The organism is Microbacterium sp. J1-1 (assembly GCF_024498615.1).
GTDB lineage: Bacteria > Actinomycetota > Actinomycetes > Actinomycetales > Microbacteriaceae > Microbacterium > Microbacterium aurugineum.
In genome coordinates this window covers 2,261,645-2,278,643 of sequence record NZ_CP089590.1, presented here as the reverse complement: position 1 = coordinate 2,278,643, position 16,999 = coordinate 2,261,645, and the positions used below count along the sequence as shown (strand labels likewise).

At 67.0% G+C, this 16,999-nt stretch carries 16 protein-coding genes and 2 pseudogenes; 14 read left to right on the top strand and 4 right to left on the bottom strand.

From position 1 onward, the window contains the following. Positions 1 to 9 precede the first annotated feature (9 nt). From LRQ07_RS10835 to LRQ07_RS10825, 3 genes and pseudogenes are all read left to right on the top strand, one after another. Positions 10 to 1,244 (top strand): IS3 family transposase gene (locus LRQ07_RS10835; RefSeq protein WP_256534569.1). Its coding sequence is split into 2 segments (ribosomal slippage): positions 10 to 319 and positions 319 to 1,244, totalling 1,236 coding nucleotides; the frame shifts between segments, so codons are not numbered across the junction. 13 nt (positions 1,245 to 1,257) lie between these two features. Continuing rightward, positions 1,258 to 1,848: a CatB-related O-acetyltransferase gene (locus tag LRQ07_RS18520; RefSeq protein WP_319944129.1), complete on the top strand. Its 591-nt coding sequence runs from the start codon at positions 1,258 to 1,260 to the stop codon at positions 1,846 to 1,848. A 75-nt stretch (positions 1,849 to 1,923) separates the two neighbouring features. After that, positions 1,924 to 3,074: pseudogene (locus LRQ07_RS10825) on the top strand (IS3 family transposase). 194 nt (positions 3,075 to 3,268) lie between these two features. Here LRQ07_RS10825 and LRQ07_RS10820 read toward each other — a convergent pair. Further along, positions 3,269 to 3,733: a VOC family protein gene (locus LRQ07_RS10820; RefSeq protein WP_256534568.1), complete on the bottom strand. Its 465-nt coding sequence runs from the start codon at positions 3,731 to 3,733 to the stop codon at positions 3,269 to 3,271. Between the two features lie 312 nt (positions 3,734 to 4,045). Between LRQ07_RS10820 and LRQ07_RS10815 the strand changes: the two genes are divergently transcribed. From LRQ07_RS10815 to LRQ07_RS10805, 3 genes are all read left to right on the top strand, one after another. After that, a complete protein-coding gene (locus LRQ07_RS10815; RefSeq protein WP_256534567.1) occupies positions 4,046 to 6,403 on the top strand; it encodes a phosphoketolase in 2,358 nt (785 codons plus the stop codon). A gap of 104 nt (positions 6,404 to 6,507) precedes the next feature. After that, on the top strand, positions 6,508 to 7,116 hold the full coding sequence (locus LRQ07_RS10810) for a TetR/AcrR family transcriptional regulator (RefSeq protein ID WP_256534566.1): 609 nt from the start codon (positions 6,508 to 6,510) through the stop codon (positions 7,114 to 7,116). Further along, on the top strand, positions 7,113 to 7,709 hold the full coding sequence (locus tag LRQ07_RS10805) for a GNAT family N-acetyltransferase (protein ID WP_134351593.1): 597 nt from the start codon (positions 7,113 to 7,115) through the stop codon (positions 7,707 to 7,709). The genes LRQ07_RS10810 and LRQ07_RS10805 overlap by 4 nt, the downstream gene beginning before the upstream one ends. Before the next feature lie 90 nt (positions 7,710 to 7,799). Here LRQ07_RS10805 and LRQ07_RS10800 read toward each other — a convergent pair. Beyond that, positions 7,800 to 8,738: pseudogene (locus tag LRQ07_RS10800) on the bottom strand (helix-turn-helix transcriptional regulator); the annotation flags it as partial. A gap of 102 nt (positions 8,739 to 8,840) precedes the next feature. Between LRQ07_RS10800 and LRQ07_RS10795 the strand changes: the two are divergent. The 5 genes from LRQ07_RS10795 (at position 8,841) to LRQ07_RS10775 (ending at position 12,208) form a co-directional block, all read left to right on the top strand. Next, positions 8,841 to 9,308, top strand: a complete 468-nt coding sequence (locus LRQ07_RS10795; RefSeq protein ID WP_256534565.1) for a VOC family protein — start codon at positions 8,841 to 8,843, stop codon at positions 9,306 to 9,308. Between the two features lie 118 nt (positions 9,309 to 9,426). After that, positions 9,427 to 9,789, top strand: coding sequence for a hypothetical protein (locus LRQ07_RS10790; RefSeq protein ID WP_256534564.1), 363 nt, complete (start codon positions 9,427 to 9,429; stop codon positions 9,787 to 9,789). A gap of 99 nt (positions 9,790 to 9,888) precedes the next feature. After that, positions 9,889 to 10,980 carry an ATP-binding protein gene (locus tag LRQ07_RS10785; RefSeq protein ID WP_232761599.1) on the top strand — a complete coding sequence of 364 codons (1,092 nt, stop codon included), beginning with the start codon at positions 9,889 to 9,891 and terminating at the stop codon, positions 10,978 to 10,980. A gap of 13 nt (positions 10,981 to 10,993) precedes the next feature. Further along, complete coding sequence (locus LRQ07_RS10780; RefSeq protein ID WP_232761600.1) at positions 10,994 to 11,548, top strand: hypothetical protein; 555 nt, start codon at positions 10,994 to 10,996, stop codon at positions 11,546 to 11,548. 75 nt (positions 11,549 to 11,623) lie between these two features. Continuing rightward, positions 11,624 to 12,208 carry an NADPH-dependent FMN reductase gene (locus tag LRQ07_RS10775; RefSeq protein ID WP_232761601.1) on the top strand — a complete coding sequence of 195 codons (585 nt, stop codon included), beginning with the start codon at positions 11,624 to 11,626 and terminating at the stop codon, positions 12,206 to 12,208. 23 nt (positions 12,209 to 12,231) lie between these two features. Here the strand turns inward: LRQ07_RS10775 and LRQ07_RS10770 are convergent, their stop codons facing one another. Together LRQ07_RS10770 and LRQ07_RS10765 are read right to left on the bottom strand one after the other, a co-directional pair. Then, complete coding sequence (locus tag LRQ07_RS10770; protein ID WP_256534563.1) at positions 12,232 to 13,842, bottom strand: amidohydrolase; 1,611 nt, start codon at positions 13,840 to 13,842, stop codon at positions 12,232 to 12,234. Then, positions 13,839 to 15,074 (bottom strand): MFS transporter, encoded by a 1,236-nt coding sequence (locus LRQ07_RS10765; protein ID WP_256534562.1) that lies wholly within the window; start codon positions 15,072 to 15,074, stop codon positions 13,839 to 13,841. Before LRQ07_RS10765 ends, LRQ07_RS10770 begins: the two co-directional genes overlap by 4 nt. A 180-nt stretch (positions 15,075 to 15,254) precedes the next feature. Between LRQ07_RS10765 and LRQ07_RS10760 the strand changes: the two genes are divergently transcribed. The 3 genes from LRQ07_RS10760 to LRQ07_RS10750 all read left to right on the top strand — a co-directional run bounded on the left by LRQ07_RS10760 (position 15,255) and on the right by LRQ07_RS10750 (position 16,972). Beyond that, positions 15,255 to 15,857 (top strand): TetR/AcrR family transcriptional regulator C-terminal domain-containing protein, encoded by a 603-nt coding sequence (locus LRQ07_RS10760; protein ID WP_256534561.1) that lies wholly within the window; start codon positions 15,255 to 15,257, stop codon positions 15,855 to 15,857. A 71-nt stretch (positions 15,858 to 15,928) separates the two neighbouring features. Beyond that, positions 15,929 to 16,303 carry a DUF2255 family protein gene (locus LRQ07_RS10755; protein ID WP_134351575.1) on the top strand — a complete coding sequence of 125 codons (375 nt, stop codon included), beginning with the start codon at positions 15,929 to 15,931 and terminating at the stop codon, positions 16,301 to 16,303. A 285-nt stretch (positions 16,304 to 16,588) separates the two neighbouring features. Next, complete coding sequence (locus LRQ07_RS10750; RefSeq protein WP_256534560.1) at positions 16,589 to 16,972, top strand: hypothetical protein; 384 nt, start codon at positions 16,589 to 16,591, stop codon at positions 16,970 to 16,972. The last annotated feature ends 27 nt before the right edge of the window (positions 16,973 to 16,999 follow it).

Genomic DNA, 16,999 nt, shown 5'->3' with positions numbered 1-16,999 from the left:
ATCCAAGGGATGGCTAGGAAGAACTACACGGACGAGTTCCGGCAGCGCGCGGTGGACTTGTATGAGTCCACGCCGGGTTCGACGCTCAAGGGCATCGCCGGGGATCTCGGGATCTCTCGGGGTGCGCTGAAAGAGTGGGTCGACAAGTTCGGCTCCGGGGTCACGGTTGCTGCTGCGTCGCCGCCGGGGGCGACGGGGCGACCGGAGTCGCAGGCGGCGAAGGTCCTCCGGTTGGAGGCCGACCTCGCGGCCTTGCAGGCCGAGGCCCGCAAGCTCGAGACGGAGCGGGACATCCTCCGTCAGGCGGCGAAGTATTTCGCCGGGGAGACGAACTGGTGAACCGCTTCCAGTTTGTTGAGGATCACAAGGACGCCTACGGCGTGAAGCGGTTGTGTGAGGTCGTCGAGGTCGCCCGCTCGTCGTTCTACGCCTGGCTGGACTCCGCCGGGCGGCGAGCCGCGAAGGCGACAGACGACGCGGTGTTGGCGGCGCGGATCCGGGTGCTCCAAGACCCCGCTCAGGGTGGCGACCGCGCCTACGGGGCGCCCAGGATCACTGCCGACCTCAACGACGGTGTGCCCGTGGCGGAGCGGGTGAATCACAAGCGCGTCGCGCGGGTAATGCGTGAGCACCGTCTCGCGGGGATCCGGTTGCGACGACGGGTGAAGACCACGATCCCGGACCAGTCCGCCAGGCGCTTCCCCGACCTGATCGGACGGGACTTCTCCGTCGGCGACCCCGGCCGCCGCTACGTGGGCGACATCACCTACCTGCCTATCGCCGACGGCACGAACCTCTACCTCGCGTCCTGCATCGATCTCGGCTCCCGGAAGCTCGCGGGCTGGCAAGTCGCCGACCACATGCGCACCGAACTCGTCGAAGACGCCCTCCGTGCCGCGCACGGCGACCGCGGGTCGCTGGTCGGCGCGATCTTCCACTCCGACCACGGCAGCGTCTACACCTCGAAGGCCTACGCCGCGCTCTGCGAGCAGCTGGGCGTGACCCAGTCCACAGGCGCGGTCGGCACGAGTGCCGACAACTCACTCGCGGAAAGCTTCAACGCCACGCTCAAGCGCGAACTCCTCGCCGGCCGGTCAGCGTTCCCGGACCAGGCCACCGCCTACCGGGCCGTGTTCCGGTGGGCGAACCGCTACAACACTCGCCGGCGCCACTCCGCGATCGGCAACATCAGCCCGAACGCCTACGAAGCCGCACGCTCCGCTACGCTCGCGGAAGCGGCATAATCGAACCGACACCGTGTCCACGATCAAGGGCCAAGGCCCGACGTCCCCTCTCCTTGAAATAGGAGAGTTCACCTACTACGACACCGAAGGAGATCACGTCGGCTTCGAACACGCCAATGTCAAGTACCTTTACGGTCCACAGCGACTCGTGATCGGACGATTCACAACAATCGGCCCCGGCGTGACATTCATCATGCCTGGAGGGAACCACCCGATGATCGGTCCATCGACCTACCCCTTCGCGATGTTCGGCGGCACATGGACGGAGAACACGCTCGACACGTTCACGCAGATCGAGCAACCAGGCGACACCGTCGTAGGCAACGATGTATGGATCGGACGCGAAGCAACCATTATGCCGGGCGTCACGATCGGGGACGGAGCCGTGATTGGCGCATGCAGCGTAGTCACGAAAAACGTCGCACCATACGAGATCGTCGCCGGGAACCCCGCAAGTGTGAGACGAACCCGTTTCACTCCCGATGACATCGAGCGTCTGCTCAGGGCACGATGGTGGGATTGGCCGATCGAGAAAATCACCGAGCAAGCGGACATGATCATGTCTGGGACACCGCACGACATTGAACGGCTAGGAGCAAACTAGGGCATCCGGGACTGCTGTCGGTTTGGTTGACTCCCGGGCTGTGAGGATTTCGGTTCTCACGGAAGGAGGGTCAACGTGCCCAAAGCATTCCCGAAGGAGTTCAGGAACGACGTCATCGCGGTCGCGCGTCGGGGCGAAGCTCCGATCCGTCGGATCGCGAAGGACTTCGGTGTCTCGGAGTCGTGTCTGCAACGGTGGCTGAAGATCGCGGATGTCGAGGACGGCATCAAGCCCGGCGTGCCCCAGGCTGACGCGACGGAGTTGCGCGAAGCCCGCAAACGCATCCGGTTGCTCGAGCAAGAGAACGAGATCCTCCGCCGAGCGGCCGCGTATCTGTCGCAGGCGTCACTCCCCAAATGATGCTCCCGCTGGTCCGCGAACTGGCCGCTGACCGTATTCCGGTCGCGGTGACCTGCCGGGTGCTGGGCTTCAGCAAGCAAGCATTCTTCAAATGGCGCGCCGCCCCGATCTCGCAACGCGACGGGGACAACGCTCACCTCACCAACGCCGCCGTCGATCTTCACCGGGACGATCCCGCGTTCGGGTATCGGTTCATCTCCGACGAGATCGAAGCCGAGGCCGGACTGTCCGCGTCCGAGCGGCGTGTGTGGCGACTGTGCTCGGAGCAGCGGCTCTGAAGCGTGTTCTCAAAGAAGCGGGGCCTGAACCGCAAAGCCGGCCCTCCGGTGCACGACGACCTCGTGCTCCGCGACTTCACCGCGACCAGGGCGGACCAGTTGTGGTTGACCGACATCACCGAGCACTGGACCGATGAAGGGAAGCTGTATCTCTGCGCAATCAAAGACGTCCACTCGAACCGGATCGTCGGCTATTCCCTCGATGCTCGAATGACGGCCGAGCTCGCCGTCGCCGCGCTGCGTAACGCGGTCGCGCTCCGCCACCCGGTCGGGACGACGCTGCACTCGGACCGCGGATCGCAAGTCCGATCACGGAAGTTCGTCGAACAGCTCCGCCAGAGCGGGATCACCGGATCGATGGGCCGCGTCGGCGCATGCGCAGACAACGCCGCGATGGAGTCGTTCTTCGCGTTACTGCAGAAGAACGTCCTCAACAAGAAGCGGTGGCACTCGAGGCAGGAACTGCGGCTGGAGATCGTGACCTGGATCGAGCGGACCTACCACCGTCGACGCCGACAACGACGACTCGGAAGGCTCACGCCCATCGAGTTCGAGATAGTCAACACACAAGCCGCTCACGCGGCCTGAAACCCCAAACAAGACGAGTCAACCAAACCGACAGCAGTCCCGACTCCGCGAAATGGGCGCTGTCTGTGAGTGCCGCGCAGAAGAGCGGGAGCTCGATTCCGAACAGTTTGTTGGCCTGGCACCTTGCGCGGCCACGGACCGGCCTCCTGGTTGTCGGGGTACGGATGCTGACGCACGCAGACGCCGCTCCGAATTCAGCGGTCGCGGACGTCGTCGGTCGTGAAACCATCGCGAGCCCCGCGCTCTTCGAGTGTCTCCAGCTCCTGGAAGAATGTCACCTGCCACCCGGCGGGGCCCTGCACGCGGGCATTGAGACTCCGAAACGGCGTCTTCACCGGCGGGGCGATCAGCTCTGCGCCGCCGTCCTGCGCCGCCGCGACCGCTTTCTCTGTGTCGTCGACTTCCAGCGCGATCCGCAGCGCCCCCGGTGCGTGGGGCGCCCCTTCGACCTCGTCGATGTTCTCGGCATGCGTGCGTGTCGCCAGCTCGATCGTGGCGATCCCGGCGTGCAGGATCGCCACACGGTCGTCGCCGTCCGTGGCGAACGCCAACTGCTCCGGCATCCCGAGGACATCGCGATAGAACCGGATCGCGCTGTCGAAGTCGTCGGTCTCGATGATCAGACGCAACTGCTTGGGGGTGGGACTGTTCGATGTCATGCATTCATCCTGCACACGCCGTGGCTCGGGTGGGAAGAGAGTGACCAGGATCTGTGCTTCGGCGATGCGTCGTGCAGGTCTTTTCCCGTCGCGGTCCGGGCATTTGCTCCGCCACCGGGGCCGACGGGGCCATACTGTGTCGTCCAAGCTCGCCAGGGTCAGATCCGGCAACTCGGGTGGCTAGCCGGGCCCCGGTGAAGCGGCGCATCGCTGTCAACCCCCTTCGCTGGGTGCGGCGCGCTTCGTACCGTGGCGTCACGTCTCCGTCCGCAACCGCTCTGGCGCGAGCCCTATGGAAGGGAAGATGTCCGAATGAGAGAAGAACAGATCCGGCAGCTCGACGCGTGGTGGCGTGCCGCCAACTATCTCAGCGTGGGACAGATCTATCTTCGTGACAATCCGCTTCTCCGCCGCGAGCTCGCGGTCGACGATGTCAAGCCGCGCCTGCTCGGCCATTTCGGGACCGTTCCCGGGCTCAATCTGATCTATGCCCACGCGAATCGGCTGATCCGCGAACGCGATCTCTCCGCCCTGTACATCGCAGGACCGGGCCACGGAGGCCCGGGGATGGTCGCCAACGCCTGGCTCGACGGGACATACACCGAGCGCTATCCCTCCGTGACCCGTGACGTGACCGGGATGACCCGACTCTTCCGCCAGTTCTCCGCACCCGGAGGCATCCCGAGCCACGCGGCACCCGAGACGCCCGGGTCGATCCATGAGGGCGGCGAGCTCGGCTACTCGCTCAGCCACGCGTACGGCGCCGCCTTCGACAACCCCGACCTGACGGTCTTCTGCGTCGTCGGCGACGGTGAAGCTGAGACGGGTCCGTTGGCAACCGGGTGGCACGGGAACAAGTTCCTCAACCCGGTTTCGGATGGTGCGGTGCTATCGATCCTGCATCTGAACGGCTGGAAGATCGCCAATCCCACGCTGCTGGCGCGCATCCCCGAAGAGGAACTCGTCAATCTGATGCGCGGATACGGCCATGACCCGATCATCGTGTCCTTCGAGGCGACGGATGCGGCGGAGGATGTGCACCGTCGGTTCGGCGACGCACTCGAGACCGCGTTGGATCGCATCGCCGCGATTCAACGGACAGCTCGCGAAGGGGCTACGGCCGACCGCCCCGTCTGGCCGATGCTCGTCCTGCGATCCCCCAAGGGGTGGACCGGTCCGGTGGAGGTCGACGGGCTGCCCGTCGAGGGCACGTGGCGTGCGCACCAGGTTCCGCTACCCTCCGCGCGGGACACCGAGGAGCACCTGCGGCAACTCGAGGATTGGCTGCGGTCGTATCGGCCCGAGGAGCTGTTCGACGACTCGGGTGCACCGCTGCCCGACACCGTCGCTCTCGCCCCGGGCGGTGATCACCGCATGTCAGCGACCCCTCATGCGAACGGTGGTCTGCTGCGGCAGGATCTCGACCTCCCGGACTTCCGCGGGTTCGCGGTCGAGGTCGAGTCGCCCGGCGCAGCGGACGCGCAGGCCACCGCGGTTCTCGGCCGCTACCTGGCCGAGGTGATCCGGCGCAACCCGCTGACGTTCCGGCTGTTCGGTCCGGACGAGACCGCGTCCAATCGGCTGGCACCCGCGGTCTACGAAGCGACCGACAAGCAGTGGAACGCACAGATCCTCGACCTCGACGAGCACCTTGCGCGTGCGGGCCGGGTGATGGAGGTGCTCAGCGAGCATCAGTGCCAGGGCTGGCTGGAGGGCTACCTGCTCACGGGAAGGCATGGCCTGTTCAACAGCTATGAGGCGTTCATCCACATCGTCGACTCGATGTTCAATCAACACGCGAAGTGGCTTGAGGCGTCGGCGCAGGTGCCGTGGCGCGCGTCGATCGCCTCGCTCAACTATCTGCTGTCGAGCCACGTGTGGCGACAGGACCACAATGGCTTCACGCACCAGGACCCCGGATTCCTGGACCTCGTCGTCAACAAGAGTTCCGACGTCGTCCGGGTATACCTTCCCTTCGACGCGAACACGCTGTTGAGCACTTACGACCACTGCCTGCGCAGCGTCGACTACGTCAATGTCGTCGTGGCAGGCAAGCAGGACAGCCCGCAGTGGATGACGATGGACGAAGCGATCCTGCACTGTTCCCGCGGACTCGGCACGCTCCCGTGGGCAGGCACCGAATCGGACGGTGAGGAGCCCGACGTCGTCCTCGCGGCGGCGGGGGACGTGCCGACCGAGGAGATGCTCGCCGCCACGGCGATCCTGCGCGAGCGGGCGCCCGAGATCGCGACCCGCGTCATCAACGTCGTCGATCTGATGCGGCTGCAGTCCGAGGACGCTCACCCGCACGGGCTCTCGGATGCCGACTTCGACGGGCTGTTCACGGCTGACCGGCCGATCATCTTCGCCTTCCACGGCTATCCGTGGCTCATCCACAGGCTGACCTACAAGCGGAACAACCATGCGAACCTTCACGTGCGTGGCTACAAGGAGAAGGGCACCACGACGACACCCTTCGATATGGTGCTGCTGAACGATCTTGATCGCTTCCAGCTGGTGATCGACGTACTCGACCGGGTGCCGGGCGCGGCCGAGCGCCACGCGACTCTCCGCCAGGAGCTGCACGACCGGCGGGTCGAGGCGCGCGCCTACACCCGCGAACACGGCGAGGACGAGCCGGCGATCACCGACTGGCGCTGGCCGGGGTAGATCTCCGTCGCCGAGCCAGTCGCAGCACGCGAGATGCCGGATCGAGCGCGATCTTCTCACCGCACCCCATATAATGAAGATAGATTCATTTCAAAGGGGTGACCATGGTGAGATCGCCGGAGCAGAACGCCGCGCTGCGCGTGGCCACACGCGAGCGGATCGAGACCGCGGCCGTGCGCGTCTTCGCGAGGCGCGGGTTCGCCGCATCGAGCATCAAAGACATCGCCGACGAGGCCGGCCTCAGCGCCGGCTCGATCTATCGCCACTACGCCAGCAAGGAGGCGCTGTTCGACGCCTTGCTCGAGCAGGCGTCATCCGGTCTGGTCGCAGCGTCCGCGATGCTCTCCGCCGATGCCGACCCCGTTGTCCTGGTACGTGAGTTCACCCGCGTGTTCGTGACCGATCTGATGAACGGGAACGGCGAGGCCGAGTTCTTCCTGGTCATCAACCAGGGATTCATCTCCGACACCCCGGCCGGTACTGCGGAACGACTTGCACGCACCCAGCGGCCGCTCTGGGATGCCTTCGAAGCCGTCGTACGTCGGGGGCAGGCGGCTGGACAGTTCGATGAGGGAGATCCGGTGCAGCTGACCGCCTACTACTTCGCGATGCTCTCGGGCATCGCCGGCATGCGAACGGTCATCCCGACTGCGATGACCGAGGCGGGCATCGACCTGGTGCTCCGCCTGCTGATGAGAAAGGACGCTTCATGACGATCACAGTCGAACGCGGTGACACGCTGGGGGAGGCGTATCGCCGGCGCATCACCGAGGTCCTCGTCCAGGGGTTCGCCGAGGACTTCGAGTTCTTCTCGAAGGATCCACGGGTCCTCGCGGATGCGTTCGCGCACATGATCCTCCTCGACCGCTTCTTCGTGGCGCTGGTCGACGGAGAGCCCGCCGCGATCGCCTCGGTCACCGAGGGGCAGCAGGAGTGCTTCGACCCTGACCGTCGAGAGATCCAGCGCACGCTCGGTGGACTGCGCGGCCTCGTGTGCTCCTTCATCGTCCGGAGCCAGTTCCTCGGCGCGTACGAGGGTGCACGCCCCGGCCTGGCGGAGATCGGCTTCGTGACCACCGCGCCGCAGCACCAGGGCAAGGGAGTCGCCACGGCCCTGATGAGTCACCTGCTGCAGCTGCCCTACGACGAGTTCGTGCTCCGCGACATCAAAGACACGAATGCGCCCGCGCTCGGGCTCTATCGAAAGTTCGGCTTCACGGAGTCGAGCAGCCGTCGAGTGCGGTTCGCCGGACGTGCCGGGTTCTCCGCCTACGTGTCGATGAGTCTGAAGGCCGTGGCTTCGTAGCGCTTGCGCTCGGCCGTGCGCCTCGAGGGCGGAGTCCCGCGGGTCGCGGGGATCCTCCGCATCGACTGAGGGTAAGCGCCGCACTGGCGGTATCGAGCCGGTGATGCGGGCAGCGAGTCCGTCGGCGGCATCGAGGAACTCTTCGGGTCCGAGGATGGTGAAAGGGGCGTCGAATCGCAGGATCCACGACAGCAGTCCTGCCCAGGACCAGGATCCGACCCGGATACGGCACTCGGAGGAAGAGACCTGTTCCATCTCGGCGTCGCCGAGCCAGGGCGCGACGTCGGCGGCGGGGAGGTGCAGGAGGAACTCGCCGTGGCAGGGCCAGACGTCCTCGCTGACCGAGCCTTTGGAGCGCGCTGCCAGGAAGGTGCGTGCGTCTCCGGTCGGCAGAGCGCGTGGTGCGAAGGGTGTTCCTCCGGCGAACTTCGGGACCATCCTGTCGAGCCGGAAGATGCGCCAGTCGGACACGTCGAGGTCCCAGGCGATGAGGTACCAGCGACCGTTCCGCGCCAGCACCGAGTGAGGCTCCACGCGACGAGGCGGGCGATCGGTCGACTCACCGTAGTCGAAGCGGAGAGTCCTCTGCTCCTGGACGGCAGCGCTGACCGCTTCGAGCACCTGCGGGTCGACCCGCGACTCGGCTGCGGTATCGGTGAAGCGGATGCCGTCGATCCGGTGACGCAACCTCGACGGCATCACCTGTCGCACGGTAGCCAGGGCCCGCGCCGCGGCCTCGTCGAGATCGACTCCGGTGGACGGGGAACTCTGCAGAGCCACGGCGATCGCCACCGCTTGCTCATCGTCGAACAGCAGCGGTGGAAGTTGTGCTCCGGCCGCGAGCCGGTACCCACCGTCAGGCCCCTTGATCGCGGCGATCGAATATCCGAGCTCCCGTAGCCGGTCGACGTCTCGGCGGACGGTGCGTGTCGTCACCTCCAGCCGTTCCGCGAGCACGTGTCCCGGCCAGTCCCGGCGCGACTGCAGCAACGAGAGCAGCGCGAGTATGCGTGAAGACGTTCCGGACATGATTCCAGTATCCGCGAAGTAGAGGACTCACCCTGTCCTCTACGTCTTGCAGTGTGGGGTCACGGCATCCCGCCGTGACCAACGCAGAAAAAGGACACGCAGATGAGCATCACCACGACCACCCACCTCAACTTCCCCGGTACGGCGCGGCAGGCGCTCGACTTCTATCAGTCTGTGTTCGGGGGCACCGTCGTCGCGGCGACCTACGGTGACCTCGGCATGCCGGCGGACGCTCCCGGTGCGGACAAGATCGTCTTCGGCCAGGTCGAGAACGACCACGGGTTCCGCGTCATGGCCTACGACATCCCCGGGCAGGACACCACCGACACGTCGCGCACCGCCGGGAGCACACGTCGTGAGAACGGCGTCACAGTGACCGATCGCACGTTCTTCCAGTCTGTGCGCGGCGATACGCTCGACGAGGTCACCGCGATCTGGAACGCGCTCGCAGCCGGCGCGGACGTCGTCGAGCCCCTCGCCGCGTCGCCGTGGAGCCCGGGCTTCGGAATGCTCACCGATCGTTTCGGTGTGACCTGGGTGATCGACGTGCAGCCCGCACGGGGCGCCTGATCGGGCCGCGGCCGGCCCTCGCTCGGTGGGGGCCGGCCGCGGTGCTTGTGGGCGCCTGACACCGCGACTGGCTGACCCTGATCGCGACGCACCGCGGCGATTTCCGTACGCTGGGCTCATGACGACGTCCGCCTCTGTTGTGCAGCGCCCGGTGCGCCGGCGGCTTCCGTGGGTGCTGATGCTTCTCGCCACGGTGCTCACCCTCGGAACCGTCGCGTTCATCTGGCTCGTGGCCGTGCCCGTGGGGCCCCTCGTCTGCGCCGCGGTGGATCCGCCGACGAGCAATTGCTTCCTGTCTCACCGTCAGGGGAGCGCGCTGGTGATGACCGTGATCGTCATCGCCGTCTACCTCCTCGCCCTCCTCCCAGCGCTGCTCCGTCGCGCGCGGGGTGTGCTCGTCGTCGGGGTGGTCCTCCTCGCGTCCGCGCCGTTCGTGTCATACGCGGTGGTGGCCTGGGCGCCGGGCTTCGCGATGGCGTGAGAGCACCTCTGCACTGGTGAACGGGCGCTCGATCAAGGAAGATATCGATCACCCAAGGAACACGACGATCACCGCTTCGACGAAAGGCCCACCGGAACGATGACCACCCTCACGATCGGAACTGCTCTCGGCGATCCCGACGCCAAAGTCGCGCTGGACGCGAGGCGTTTCAACCGCCACACGTTCTGGGTCGGTCAGAGCGGAAGCGGCAAGACCTACGCGCTCGGCGTGGTGCTCGAGCAGCTCCTTCTGGAGACCGAGCTGCCGATGGTCGTCTTCGACCCGAATGGGGACTTCACCCGGTTGCAGGAGACGCGCCTCACGGCGAACGAGGTGGATGCGGCCAGAGTCGCGGCATCGGACATCCGTGTGTTCCGTTCCGGGGCAGGGGAGGGGGAACGACTGCACGCGCGGTTCGTCGATCTCTCGGCGGCCTCGAAAGCGGCAGTTCTGCAGATGGACCCGATCGCGGACGCGGACGAGTACAACGCCCTGATCCATCTGGAGCAGGACGCCGAGAGCTTGGACGGGCGCGGCATGGTGCCGGACCTGCTCGCGTCGCCCGACCCTGCCAAAGTGAGGCTCGCGAAACGTATCGAGAATCTGCAGGTACTCGAATGGAACCTGTGGTCTCGCGGTGCGAATTCCGTCGTCGACGTCGTCGATGAGCGGCCGCGTGTTACGGTCCTCGACCTCGGCGGCTTCGAGCACCCGGCGGAACCCAAGGTCGCCGCCCTCGCGGTGCTCGAACATCTCTGGGCGCGACGTGAAGAGCGGCGCCCTGTGCTGATCGTGATCGACGAGGCGCACAACCTCTGTTCGCCCAACCCCGAGACCGCGGTCGAGCGGGCCCTCACCGAACAGCTCGTGCAGATCGCCGCCGAGGGACGGAAGTTCGGGCTGTGGCTGCTGCTCTCCACGCAACGGCCGACGAAGATCCACCCCAACGTGCTCTCGCAGTGCGACAACCTGGCGCTCATGCGCGTCAACGCGCCCCGTGACCTCGCGGAGCTGGCCGACGTGTTCGGGTTCGCCTCGGAGGACGCCATCCGGCGCTCCGCGGAGTTCGTGCAGGGGCAGGCCCTCTTCGCGGGCGGGTTCATCTCGGCGCCGACATTCGTGCAGATGGGGGCGCGGATCACGGAGGAAGCCGGAGGAGACGTGAAGGTACCGCTGCGTGCCGAGCGTTGAGAGGGTGTTCGGTGTGACAGACGAGAGGAAGACGCGGCGATCGGCTGCCGACGACGGGATCCTCCGGGTCCATCGTGCGTTGAGGTCGGGGTTCGGGACCGAAGCGGCCGTGTACGGCACGATTCTGGTCAGTGGCCTCGTTGCGGTGTCGTCCGCGCATGGCGAGACGTCGATCGCGGTGCTCCTCACCGTCGCGGTCACCGTCCTCGTGTTCTGGGGAGCCCACGTCTACGCCGGAACGGTGGCGAGGGTCAGCGACCGTGCGGAACGTGAGCAGGGGGAAGCGGTCGGCGTGCGAGCAGCGTTCGCCGCGTCCGTGAAGCACTCCCTCGGCATGCTCAGTTCCGCGACCGTTCCGGCCGTCATCCTGCTCGCGGGAACGACGCGGGTGATCCCCGACGGGCTCGCGAACGACCTCGCGCTCTGGTCGGGAGTCGTGATCCTCGCCTTCCTCGGCTACGTCGCCTTCCTCCGCCGGGGGAGTCCTCTCTTCGTCCGCGTTCTCGGCGCCCTCGGAACCGCATCTTTCGGGCTCGTCTTCGTCGTTCTGAAGGCTCTCGTGCACTGACGGCGCGCACGGTCAAGGGGGTGGCCGCACGATGCCGCGTGGATACTCTGGAGGCACGAGAAGACGGGAGAACTCATGACTCATCGGATCGGCTACCTCATCGGGAGCCTCGCCCACGACTCGATCAACCGGGTCGTGGCAACCGCGCTCGTGAAGCTCGCACCGCCGAGTCTCGAGATGGTCGAGATCCCCATCCGCGACCTGCCGCTGTACAACCGCGACGACGAACTCGATCCGGTTCCGGCCGTCACCGAGTTCAAGGCTGCGGTCGAACATGCGGAGGGACTCCTGATCGTCTCGCCCGAGTACAACCGATCGATCCCCGGAGCGCTGAAGAACGCCATCGATTGGGGCTCGCGACCGTGGGGCCACAACTCCTTCGCCCGCAAGCCCACCGGCATCATCGGCGCTTCCACCGGTGCGATCGGAACCGCTGTCATGCAGTCGTCGATGCGCAGCGTCCTCAGCTTCCTCAACGCACCGCAGCTCAACGCGCCGGAGGCGTATCTCACCTATCGGCCGGAGATGTTCGGCAGCGACGGCGCGGTAGAGGATGAGGGCACGCGGACGTTCCTTCAGCACTACATCGAGGAGTACGCCGCGTTCGTCGAACGGGTGCTTTCGCTCACCGCTCCGGGTCACGTCGGCGACCCGGGATAGGCGGTGCGCCCGTCAGGTGAGGATCACGAGTTCTCGCGTCGCGCGGGCGGAGACGACGCGGCGAAGACCGTGCGTCCCGCGATCACGGTCTGCACGACCCGGGCGCTCAGCAGCGTCTCGAGATCTCCGCTGAACGGATCGGCGTCCAGGACCACGAAATCGGCCGCGGATCCGGGGGCGATACGTCCGCGCCAGCTTCCGTCGCCCATCGACGTCGCCGCATCTCGCGTGGCATGCGTGATCGCCCGTTCGAGCGGGAGCGCCTGCTCCTGGTGCACGCCTGCCATACCGGGCACCAGCGCGGACGCTCGGGTCGACGCGACGAACATGTTCGGGAGCGCCTGATGCGGCGCGGTCGGCGCATCGGTGGAGAAGGCGAGGAGCGCACCCGCCTGCTCGTACTCCGACCAGGCGAACGCACGGTCGACGCGTTCGTCTCCGAGCTGTGCCGCCCAGTTCCCGAAGATCGCCGGGTCGGCGTGCACAGGCTGCATGGAGGCGGTGACGCCGAGGCGCGCCATCCGTTCCGCCGTTCCCGGCGCTGCGTACTCGAGGTGTTCGATGCGGTGTCGGCGCGGTCGTTCACCGTTGGTCGCGATCGCGTGCTCGATCGCGTCGAGGGCGAGCGTGCTCGCGGCGTCCCCGATCGCGTGCATGGCGATCTGCAACCCGGCCGCATCCGCCGCCGCGACGACCGGGAACAGGCGCTCGGCGGGCCAGATCGGCCCCGCGTTGGTGCCGTCCGCGTACGGCGCGCCCATGGCTGCCGTACAGGCATCGATGGTGCCGTCGAGGACGAGCTTGATGCCGAGCACGCGTGCCCCCGCCGTCGGTGTCGAGGCGTGCACGGCGGCCTGCTCGACCTGCGCGAGGTTCGCGGCATCGTCGCCGGTGTTCGCGACGAACCAGTGCGCGGCGACACGCAGAGGCAGTTCGCCGCGCTCGGCGGCGCGTGCGAGTGCGGCGAGCCCGAGCTCATCGAAGGCCATGTCCACCGCCCCTGTCACGCCGGCGGCGATGTAGGCGGACACGACTCGCCGGACCGCCGCATCGCGCTGCGCGTCGGTCGTGTTCGCGTCGCGGTGCGCCCAGGCGTGCAACTGTGCGGCGGTCTCGTAGAGAATTCCGGTCGGCTCACCGGAGGCGTCGCGGGCGATGCGTCCGCCGAGGGGATCGGGCGTGATCCCCAACTCCGCGAGAGCCGCCGTGTTCACCCAGCATGAGTGGTAGTCGTTCGCGTCGAGGTAGACCGGCATGTCGGCGACGGCCGCGTCGATCATCGCGGCGGTCGGCTCTCCGTCCGGGATCGCATCGAAGAGCCAGCCGCGCCCGCGAAGCACGCCGGATGCCGCCTCGCGAGCCCCGCGAAGTCGGCGCTGTATCTCCTCGAGCGAGGTGGCATCCGTGAGCCCCACCTGCCCCAGGGCTTCGCCCATCATCAGCAGGTGGGTGTGCGCGTCCGTGAATCCGGGGAGCACGGTGCGACCTTCCAGGTCCACCACCGTGTCCGCGGCGGGCGCGTCGGTGTCGGATCCGACGTGGACGAACACGTCGTCGTCGACGACGACCGCGTCGGCCCATCGTGATTCGTCTCCGGTGAAGATCCGGCCGTTGCGGTAGAGGGTGCGGGTCATGCGTCGTTCTCCTGTGCGGTGAGGCGTTCCAAGCGGGTCGAGACCAGGGCGATGGCTCCGGTGGGGATGGCCAGGACGAAACTCGCGATCCCGAGTGCGACGGCGAAGCCCTGGTAGCCGAGGGCTCCGACGAGCGCTGCGCCGATCACCGGCGTGAGCGCCGATCCGACGAGGTACACCGCCAGCAGCGGGCCCGACCAACGGCCGTCGGCATCCAGTGCGGCGGAGGTCGAGACGAAGTACATGAACGCGATGGCATACACGGAGTTCCAGGCGATGAAGACGACGATGAAGGTGGTCGGGGCGGTCACGAAGCCCTCGCAGATCTTCAGGACTCCACCGGCGATCAGCAGGATCACGAGAGGGACGGCGCGCCCGAAACGGGCACCGACGATCATGAGCAGGATCGAACCGAGGAGTCCGCCGGCGGTCGCACCGCTGAGTGCGATCCCGAGGCCTTCCGGTGTCAGGGCTGCTTGTTCCGCGCCCATGACCCCGGCCATGGCCCAGAGCGAATCCTCGCTCACCGCCCACAGCGCGAACGTGATGAGGAGCCCGAAGCCCGCGATCGTGACTTTCCGCGAGCGGGCCGGGGAGACACGAACCGTCCCGGTCGGCGGGATCTCGATCGGCATCGCCTCGGCGACGGCTGCTCCCGCCTGTGGAGCGACGACCGGTGCGGCGGGGAGCCACACCGAAGCGACCAGGCCGATCAGGTTGAACAGGGCCAGCGCGCCGAAGACGTCGATCGGTGCGAGCCCGATGAGGGGGATCACAGCGAGCACCACGGTGATGACACCGCGATTGGCGAGCCCGTTGAAGCCGGCGACCCGGTCCGGGTTCCGGAAGGCGGCGAGGGCGGCGCCGGAAGCGGCGACGGCACCGCCGGCTCCTGCGCCGCCCAGGAGCAAGCCCGGGAGCATGGCCGCGGGGGCGAGCGCCGCGGTCGCGAAGCCGACCACGGCGAGGCTGAGGCCGGCGCGTGCCACGGTCCGACGGTGAATCCCGGCGCACAGCGGAGCGATGGCCAATCCGGTGACCGCCGTGAGCAGGAGGGTCGCGGTGACCAGCCAGCTCGCGGAGAGGACGTCGATCCCGAGGCCGCTCTGGGCGGCGGAGATCATGTACGGCGACAGGTTGACCCCGAGGTATCCCGCGATCCCGATGGCGAAGGTGGCGGTGGCGGTGGGGAGACGGAGGGGGATCCGGGTGCGGAGGTCGAGAGTGGTCATGAGGCTCCATGGGGAGGGCACGGCATTGTGCGCGAGGGAGGGCGGGGGCGTGCGTCGGTGGGCACGACTTCATAAACGAATGGTGTTCGTCAACGAATGGTGTTCACTATTATGCACAGGAGAGGGTTTGTGCGGAACCCCGATCTTCATGTCCGGTCTTCCGGAGAAAGCGAGCCCACCATGCCCAGGCCTTCGTCCCCGCTGCTCTCTCCGGAGATCATCGGATCCGCCGGGCTGGCGCTCGCGAAGGCGGGGAAGCCGTTCGGGGTCAACGCGATCGCGCGCGAGTTGGGCGTGCGGCCGTCCTCGTTGTACAACCACGCGGACGGCATGGAAGAGATCCTCGAGCTCATGCGCGGCAGGCTCGTGGAGGAATACCGCGTCGAGTGGCGGGGCGAGCCCTGGCCCGAGTTCCTGCACGTGATGCTCCGCACGCAACGCCGGATGTACGCGGATCATCCGCAGCTCGTGCCCCTGCTGGTCGGCAAGACGATCACGAGCCCCGCGGTGATCGCCGTGTACGACGACCTGGCATCGGTGCTCGTCGACGGGGGATTTCCCGAAGATGAGGTGCTCTCGATCATCGCCGTGCTCGACGCCTTCGCGATCGGCTTCGGTCTCGACCTCGCCTCACCCGACGAGATCTGGCAGCCCGAGGGCGAGACGCGCACTCTCGGTCGGCTCATCGACGGAGCCGAACAGGGGAGTGCGCGATCGGATCGCACGTTCGAGCTCGGCGTCGGTCTTCTCATCGACTCCCTGCGTGCGCGGCTCACCCGATGATCGATCGTGAGATCCTCCTCGATCTGACGTAGCATGCACTCTGCCTCACCCACCGATCTCGAGGAGGACTCATGACGACCTGGAACCCCGAGGAGCTGGCCCGCATCGCCGCGCCGGAGATGTTCGACCTGTCCGCGCAGCTCGCAGACGGCACGACGCCGAAGACGGTCGGCATCTGGGCGGTCGCCGTGGATGGCCGCCTGTTCGTTCGCTCCTACACGGGCCTTGCCGGCAAGTGGTACGCCCCGGCTCTCGCGAGCCTGCGAGGGCGTGTGTCGGCGGGCGGCATCACGAAGGACGTCCGCTTCGAGCCCGTCACCGACGAGGCGACCAATGTGGCGATCGATGCCGAGTACCTCGACAAGTACACGCCGAGCCCCTACGCGCCGGAGATGGGACAGGAGCCGGTGCGGTCGAACACCCTCGAGGTCATCCCGATCGACTGAGTGCGGTTCCGAGGCGTCGGGTGTGCCGCGGGAGTGGGCCCTCCCGAACGATCCGCCCCAGACGTATCGCCGAGAGGGCTCTCCGTCCTTCCCGGACGGTGGGGGAGGCGGCGAAGTTCGCTGCGCTCACGGCTGAATCCCCAGTCCATCAGCCTCGTAGCCCCCGCTACGTGAGCAGAGTATCGCTTAATCGTCTTGTCCGCCATTTGGGGGACAAAGATATTTCGGAACTTTCCCGCAGAGACGTTCTGTTGCCTTCCGGGCGGCGTTGCCTAGGGTGGACACATGGACAGGTTGCTCGTCATCGCCGCGCAGGTCGCCATCGCTCATGGGCACCGGGTCGAGGTGACGGAGCAGATCGACCCGCTCGCCGGGGAGCCTGTGGTCCTGTCCATCGTCGACCTCGACACCGGGATCCGCTACCGACGTGCAGAGGATCCGAGTGGCGACCTCTCTCGGTGGATCGGACGTGTGCTGGAGTGCACGGTGACCATCGGGGGAGCCGACTCCCACACTTCTTTGCTCGTCGATCCCATCGGTCCTGGGGCGACCGGAGCGAAGCGCGCTCTGCGTGGCGCGGACGCCGCCGCGGATGCAGCGAAGGCCGAGGCCGACAGATGGGGCGGCGCCGACCGTCCACCTCCCGAGGAACACGAACGCTTCTGGTGACGCCGAAGCCGGGTACAGGGCTCCCGT

Coding starts and splice junctions, on each gene's coding strand:
- LRQ07_RS10820 (WP_256534568.1), bottom strand. CDS start 3,733: ATGACATCGAACAGTCCCACCCCCAAGCAGTTGCGTCTGATCATCGAG.
- LRQ07_RS10815 (WP_256534567.1), top strand. CDS start 4,046: ATGAGAGAAGAACAGATCCGGCAGCTCGACGCGTGGTGGCGTGCCGCC.
- LRQ07_RS10810 (WP_256534566.1), top strand. CDS start 6,508: ATGGTGAGATCGCCGGAGCAGAACGCCGCGCTGCGCGTGGCCACACGC.
- LRQ07_RS10805 (WP_134351593.1), top strand. CDS start 7,113: ATGACGATCACAGTCGAACGCGGTGACACGCTGGGGGAGGCGTATCGC.
- LRQ07_RS10795 (WP_256534565.1), top strand. CDS start 8,841: ATGAGCATCACCACGACCACCCACCTCAACTTCCCCGGTACGGCGCGG.
- LRQ07_RS10790 (WP_256534564.1), top strand. CDS start 9,427: ATGACGACGTCCGCCTCTGTTGTGCAGCGCCCGGTGCGCCGGCGGCTT.
- LRQ07_RS10785 (WP_232761599.1), top strand. CDS start 9,889: ATGACCACCCTCACGATCGGAACTGCTCTCGGCGATCCCGACGCCAAA.
- LRQ07_RS10775 (WP_232761601.1), top strand. CDS start 11,624: ATGACTCATCGGATCGGCTACCTCATCGGGAGCCTCGCCCACGACTCG.
- LRQ07_RS10770 (WP_256534563.1), bottom strand. CDS start 13,842: ATGACCCGCACCCTCTACCGCAACGGCCGGATCTTCACCGGAGACGAA.
- LRQ07_RS10765 (WP_256534562.1), bottom strand. CDS start 15,074: ATGACCACTCTCGACCTCCGCACCCGGATCCCCCTCCGTCTCCCCACC.
- LRQ07_RS10760 (WP_256534561.1), top strand. CDS start 15,255: ATGCCCAGGCCTTCGTCCCCGCTGCTCTCTCCGGAGATCATCGGATCC.
- LRQ07_RS10755 (WP_134351575.1), top strand. CDS start 15,929: ATGACGACCTGGAACCCCGAGGAGCTGGCCCGCATCGCCGCGCCGGAG.
- LRQ07_RS10750 (WP_256534560.1), top strand. CDS start 16,589: ATGGACAGGTTGCTCGTCATCGCCGCGCAGGTCGCCATCGCTCATGGG.